The sequence below is a fragment of the Mycobacterium sp. 1274756.6 genome, assembly GCF_001668625.1.
Taxonomy (GTDB): Bacteria; Actinomycetota; Actinomycetes; order Mycobacteriales; family Mycobacteriaceae; genus Mycobacterium.
In genome coordinates this window covers 1-7,129 of sequence record NZ_LZLJ01000084.1, presented here as the reverse complement: position 1 = coordinate 7,129, position 7,129 = coordinate 1, and the positions used below count along the sequence as shown (strand labels likewise).

The following is a 7,129-nucleotide window of genomic DNA, read 5'->3' as shown; positions in this document are numbered from 1 at the left end:
TGGTCGCCGCGATCAACCAAGCGTTGGGCACTGAGGTGGCGGTGCGGGTGTTGTTCGACGCCCCCACCGTCGCGCAGTTGGCCCAGCGGGTGGGTGAGGGTGGTGGGTGTGGTCGGCGCCCGGCGTTGGTGTCGATGCCGCGCCCTGAGGTGGTGCCGTTGTCGTTCGCCCAGCAACGGTTGTGGTTCCTCAACCGCTTTGAGGGCGAAGTCGCCACCTATAACATGCCCACCGCTTTTCGCATCAACGGCACGTTGGACGTCGACGCCTTAGCGGCGGCTCTCGACGACGTGATCGGTCGGCATGAGTCATTGCGCACGGTTTTCCCTGCGGTCGACGGAGTTCCGGTGCAGCACGTATTGCCGCCCCAGCCCGGGCAATGGCGGCACGGCCAGGCGACGGTGGTCGCCCTGCCGGAGCATGCGCTGGCCGACGCGCTGGCGGCGTTGGCGGGCTACCGATTCGACCTATCGGCCGAAATTCCGTTCCGAGCGCAGATTTACCAGCTGGAGGCCGAGCAGTATGTGCTGGGAATCGTGTTGCACCATATCGCGTTTGACGGCTGGTCCATGGTGCCGATGGTCCGGGATGTCGGCGTTGCCTATGCGGCGCGGTGCGGGGGGCAGGCGCCCACTTGGGAACCGCTGCCCGTGCAGTACGTCGACTACACCCTGTGGCAACAGAATTGGCTGGGCGACGAATCCGACCCGGACAGCGTCATCGCCACCCAATTAGCGTACTGGCGCGACGAGTTGGCCGGGTTACCGGACGTGGTGTCGCTGCCGCCCGACCGGCCCCGCCCCGCCGTCTCGAGTTACGGCGGTGACCGGGTCGACGTACGCATCGACCCGCAGACCTGGGCGGGCGTCAAGGCGTTGGCCGCCGCCCACAATGCGACCGCGTCCATGGTGCTGCAAGCCGCCGTCGCCGTCCTGCTGCACCGAGTCGGCGTCGGCGAGGACATCGCGCTGGGAACGCCGATCGCCGGCCGGCAAGATGCCGCCCTTGACGACCTGGTCGGCTTCTTCGTCAACTCCTGGGTCCTGCGGGTCAAGGTAGGCGCCGCCGTTCGGTTCAGCGACGTCGTCGCGCAAGTGCGGACCAAGGCACTCAACGCTTACAGCAATCAGGACGTACCGTTCGAGCTGCTCGTCGAGCGGCTGAATCCGACCCGGTCGGCGTCGCATCACCCGCTCTTCCAGGTCGTGGTGGCCTTCCAGAACAACGTGCGCCCCGAGGTGGCCTTCGACGGCGCTGACGTCGACCCGTTCGTGGTGACCACGCACACCGCGAAGTTCGACATCGATTTCGATCTCCGGGAGCTACCCAGCGAGGAATCTGAGGCACCCTACGCGCTGCGGGGAATGGCGACGACTAATTCCGCTGCACCGATGGCTGCCGGGGTCGTCACCTACGCCACCGACCTGTTCGACAGGGCCACCATCGAACGGTTGGTGGCGTGGTTCGGCAAAGTGGTGGCCGCTGTGGTCGCCGATCCGGACGTCCTGGTCGGCGAGATAGGGCTGCTCGACCGCGATGAGTGGGCACTGCTGGTGGCGAAGTGGTCCGGAGCGGGCATTACGGCACCGGTCGGGGTGGCACCGCAACTGCTGGCTACAGCGGTGCACGCCGCACCCGACGCGCTGGCCGTGGTCGACGGACCTCGCCAACTGACCTACCGCGACATCGATGAATGGTCCTCCCGATTGGCCCGCATGCTGATCGACTCCGGGGTGGGCCCGGAACGCGCGGTCGCCGTGGCGATCGATCGATCAGCGGAACTGGTCGTCGCCTGGTGGGCGGTGCTCAAAGCCGGCGGGGTGTACGTGCCGGTGGACCGAAACCATCCGGTCGAGCGGATCGCTACGGTGCTCGACGCGGTCGGAGCGGTCTGCGTATTGACCTGTGGCGTTGACCCGGTCGGCGGCACCGGTGAGCGGACCGTGGTCCGGATCGACGAGCTGGACATGGCGCGGTGGCCGGCCGAACCGATCAGCGACGCCGACCGGCTGGCGCCACTGCGCCCCGACTGCGGAGCCTATGCGATCTTCACCTCCGGATCGACCGGTGTGCCCAAGGGCGTACTGGTCAGCCACGCCGGTGTGCTCGGGGTGGCCGCCGCGCACCGGTCGGTGTACACGCTCAGTGACCGCTCCCGGGTGTTGATGGTGGCGGCACCCACGTTCGATGCATCGGTGTTCGAATGGCTGCTGGCAGTGGCGTCGTGGGCAACGTTGGTGGTGGCCGACGCCGATTCTTATGCCGGCGAAGCCTTGACCGAGGTGATCGAAGGCCAACAGGTGGACGCAGCGCTGTTGACGCCGACAGTGCTGGCGACACTGGACCGCTCCCGCCTCGACGGGCTGGCGACGCTGATCACCGGAGGGGAGGCCTGTCCGGCTGTACTGGTGAACCACTGGGCACTGCGGCGCCGGATGTTCAACGCCTACGGCCCCACCGAGGTCACCATCTGGTCGACCTGGAGCACCTTGACACCCGGGCAGCCGGTGGATATCGGCATCCCGATCGCCGGCGTCTGCGCTCTGGTCCTCGACGCGAGGTTGAAGCCGGCGCCCGCCGGCGTGGTCGGCGAGTTGTATCTGGCCGGCGCGGCGATCGCGCGTGGCTATGTGGGCCGGCCGGGACTCACCGGGGATCGGTTTGTGGCCAACCCGTTTGGCGCGCCGGGTGAGCGGATGTACCGCAGTGGGGACCTGGTGCGCTGGACGGCAGCGGGGAGCCTGGAATATCTCGGTCGCGCCGATGCCCAGGTCAAGTTGCGTGGCCAGCGTATCGAGCTGGGAGAGATCGAAAACACGCTGATGGCCAGCCCACACGTCACCGGGGCGGCGGTCGCGATGCGTCGGCGGGACGCCACCGATCATCTCGTCGCCTACGTCACCTTGCACAGCGGCGGTCTCGACGACCACGACGTCGAGGTCGTCGACCAGTGGCAACACATCTATGACGAGTTATACGACGCCGAGTCCGTCGGCGTCACGTTCGGCGACGACTTCCGCGGTTGGAACAGCAGCTACACGGGTGATCCGATTCCGCTAGACCAAATGGTCGAGTGGCGTTCGACCACGGTCGACCGCATCCGTCGGCTGGCGCCGCGCCGCGTGTTGGAGATCGGAGTGGGTTCCGGGCTGCTGCTCTCTCAGCTCGCTTCCGACGCGGTGGAGTACTGGGGCACCGACTTCTCGGCTCCGACCATCCGGACACTGCAGGCCGCGGTCGCCGCCCAGCCGTGGGGTGACCATGTGCACCTGCGGGTACAACCCGCCGACGTATCCGAGGGATTGCCGACGGGATACTTCGACGTCATCGTCCTCAACTCCGTCATCCAGTACTTCCCAAGTGCCGCTTACCTAACCGACGTCATCGACACCGCCGCCGAGTTACTGTCGCCCGGCGGAGCACTATTCATCGGCGACGTGCGTAACCACAGTCTGCAAGGGGCGTTCCAAACCGGCATCGCCTTGGCCCGTTGCGACGCCGACCACAGGGTAGATGCCGATGAAATCCGCCAGCGCGTTCAGCGCGCGACCCTGGCGGAGCTGGAACTGTTGCTGGCACCGGAATTCTTCACCAGCTGGGCCGCCGAGCGTCCTGCGGTGGCCGGCGTCGGAATCGAGGTCAAACGAGGCGTTGCGGATAACGAGCTCACGCGGTACCGCTACGACGTCGTCATTCACAAAGCGCCCGCCTCGGTCTGCTCGCTGGCAAGCGTTCCGGAATGGGAGTGGACCGACTGCGCCGGGCTGAGCGGCTTGCACGCTGAATTGACAACACAGCGACCGGATGTGGTGCGCATCGTGAACATTCCCCGCACCGGAGTAGTCAGCGATGTCAGTATCGAACAAGGTCTGTCCGCCGGACTGTCGTTGCCTGAGGCCCGCGCTCTCGCCCACGACTGCGCGGTCGACGCCGCGAGTCCGGAGCAGCTCTACCGGTTAGCGGACGATGCCGGCTACCACGTCGCCGTCACCTGGGGCGCAGAACCCGGCACGTTGGACGCCGTCTTCCACGCGCCGGAGTACCGCTGGCCCGATTCGGTGCTCACCGACCTCTACCGCAGCCCCGGCGGTCTCGGACAGCGCCGCAGTTTCGCCAACGATCCCGGCACCAACAGTAAAGTCAACGCCGTCCGGCAGTGGCTAGACGCCCGGCTTCCGGACTACATGGTGCCCACCCACATCCTGGTGCTCGACGACTTTCCGCTCACGTCCTCCGGCAAAATCGACCGCAAAGCCCTTCCCGAGCCAGTATTCGTCGCCACGCAGTTCCGCGCGCCCCACACGCCGACCGAGAAGACCGTCGCGGAAACCTTCGCCGAGGTGCTCGCGCTGCCGCAAGTCGGTCTCGACGACGACTTCTTCGCACTGGGCGGGGACTCGCTGACCGCCACTCGAGTCAGTGCGCGTCTGCAGGCAGCACTCGGCAAGAGCGTGCCGGTGCGATATCTGTTCGACGTACCCACTGCAGGCCGTCTCGCCGACCGCCTCGACCGCGACCACGACGACATCGAGCGCCCACCGCTGCACGCGCTCCCACGACCGGCGCAGATTCCACTGTCGTATGCCCAGCAGCGGTTGTGGTTCTTGGAGCAGTTGCAGGGACCGTCGGCGATCTACAACATGCCGGTGGCGTTGCGGCTGTGCGGCGACCTCGATACCGAGGCGCTCGGCCAAGCTCTGGCCGATGTGGTGGGCCGCCACGAGAGTCTGCGCACGGTGTTCACCGTGGCTGACGGCGTCCCCCAGCAGGTCGTGCTGCCGGCCGAGCACGCCGACTTCGGTTGGGATGTCATCGATGCCACCGGATGGCCGGCAGAGCGCCTCGACCAGGCCACCGGCGACGTGATGCGGCACTGCTTCGACTTGACACACGAGATCCCGCTGCACGCCCGACTGTTCCGAACCGAAGGCAACCAGTATGTGCTGGCCGCAGTGGTGCACCACATCGCCGCCGACGGTTGGTCGATCGCTCCGCTTGTCGCCGACCTCGGAACGGCCTACACCAGCCGGTGCGCCGGAAGCGCCCCCGATTGGGCACCGCTACCGGTGCAGTACGCCGATTACACGGTGTGGCAACAACAATGGCTGGGCGACGAATCCAACCCCGAGAGTGTGATCGCCACCCAGCTGGCCTACTGGGAAACCGCATTGGCCGGTCTTCCGGAGCGCCTTGAGCTACCGACCGACCGGCCATACCCGCCGATAGCCGACTACCGCGGCGACGCGGTCACGGTGAACTGGCCGGCGGAGTTGCAGCAGCGAATCGGCCGGGTGGCCCGAGAACACAACGTGACCAGCGTGATGGTCGTCCAGGCAGCGCTGGCTGTATTGCTGTCAAAACTGAGTGCCAGCACCGATGTGGCGATCGGGGTCTCCATCGCCGGGCGTCAAGACCCGGCTCTGGAAGACCTCGTCGGCTTTTTCGTCAACACCTTGGTGCTGAGAGTCGATCTCGGCGGTGATCCCACGATCGTCGAACTCCTCGAACAAATCCGGCACCGTGGCTTGGCCGCCTATGAGAACCAAGACGTGCCATTCGAATCGCTCGTCGAGCGACTCAACCCGGTGCGAAGCCTCACTCACCATCCTCTGATTCAGGTGATGGTGGGCTGGCAGAACCTACCGTGGCAGCAGGACAGCACCGCCGCCGCCGGACTCAGACTGGGCAACGTCGACGTCACGCCGATCCCGGGCGCAACACATTCGGCACGCATGGATCTTCTGCTCTCGCTGGAGGAGCGCTGGACCGCGGATGGGGCGGCCGCCGGGATCGGCGGGCTGGTGGAGTTCCGTACGGACGTGTTCGATACGGAAACCATCGAGGCCATGCTCGCGCGGCTTCAGCGCCTACTCGACGCGATCACCGCCGACCCCGCCCGGAAGCTGTCGTCGGTGGAGGTGCTCGATGCCGGCGAGCGAAACCGGCTCCTCGATTGGGGTAATCACAGGGTGCTGGTGGAGCGGGCGGCTGCGCGGAGCTCGCTGGTGGATTTGTTTGCCGCGCAGGTGGTGCGGGCGCCGGGGGCGGTGGGGTTGACGTTCCAGGGCGTGTCGTTGACGTACCGGGAGTTGGATGAGGCATCGAATCGGTTGGCGCATGTGTTGGTCTCCGAAGGAGCCGCCCCCGGCGAACGCGTCGCGCTGCTGCTTCCGCGGTCGGCGAACGCAATCGTCGCAATTCTGAGCGTCCTGAAGGCCGGAGCAGCCTACGTGCCGATTGATGCGGCGGTGCCGGACTCGCGAATCGCCTTCCTCGTCGACGACGCGAAGCCGGTAGCTGTTCTCACCACCGAAGAGCTACGGCCGCGCGTGCCAGCCGGCTGCCCGCGGGTCATCGATATCGATGACGCCGCTATCGCTGAGCAGCCGGCCACCGCCCTCGCGGTACCGACACCACACGACATTGCCTACATCATCTACACCTCCGGCACGACCGGCAGACCCAAGGGCGTCGCTGTTACCCACCTCAATGTCATTCGACTGATCAAACCGCTGCATACCGAACTGAAGTCGGGCGCGGGGCAAACCTGGTCGCAGTGGCACTCACTCGCCTTCGACGTTTCGGTGTGGGAGATCTGGGGCGCACTGCTATGCGGTGGTCGAGTTGTGGTTGCCGGCGCGGACGCGGTGCGCTCGCCAGCCGAGTTCCATGCCCTGTTGGCTACCGAGAACGTCTGCGTTTTGAGCCAGACGCCTTCTGCCTTCTACGCGCTCCAGGCCGCCGCCGTTCAAGAGCGTGACAAATCTTGCCTGTCACGCCTTCAAGCCGTGGTTTTTGCCGGCGAAGCGCTTGAACCCCAGCGTCTTTCCCCGTGGCTGCGCGCATACCCGACCGGTCCACGGCTTATCAACATGTACGGGACCACCGAGACGACCGTGCACGCCTCATTTCGGGAGATCACATCCGACGACATCGACCGAACGACAAGCCCGGTTGGTGTGCCATTGCGGCACCTCGCCTTTTTTGTGCTGGATGGTTGGTTGCGGCCGGTGCCGGTGGGTGTGGTGGGGGAGTTGTATGTGGCCGGTGCTGGTGTGGGGGTGGGGTATGTGGGTCGTTCGGGGTTGACCGGGTCGCGGTTTGTGGCGTGTCCGTTTGGTGGGGTGGG

At 66.2% G+C, this 7,129-nt stretch carries 1 protein-coding gene; it reads left to right on the top strand.

From position 1 onward, the window contains the following. Nucleotides 1–7,129, top strand: a 7,129-nt coding sequence (locus tag A5643_RS13145; protein ID WP_156628798.1) for a non-ribosomal peptide synthetase, incomplete at both ends; no start/stop codon positions are given.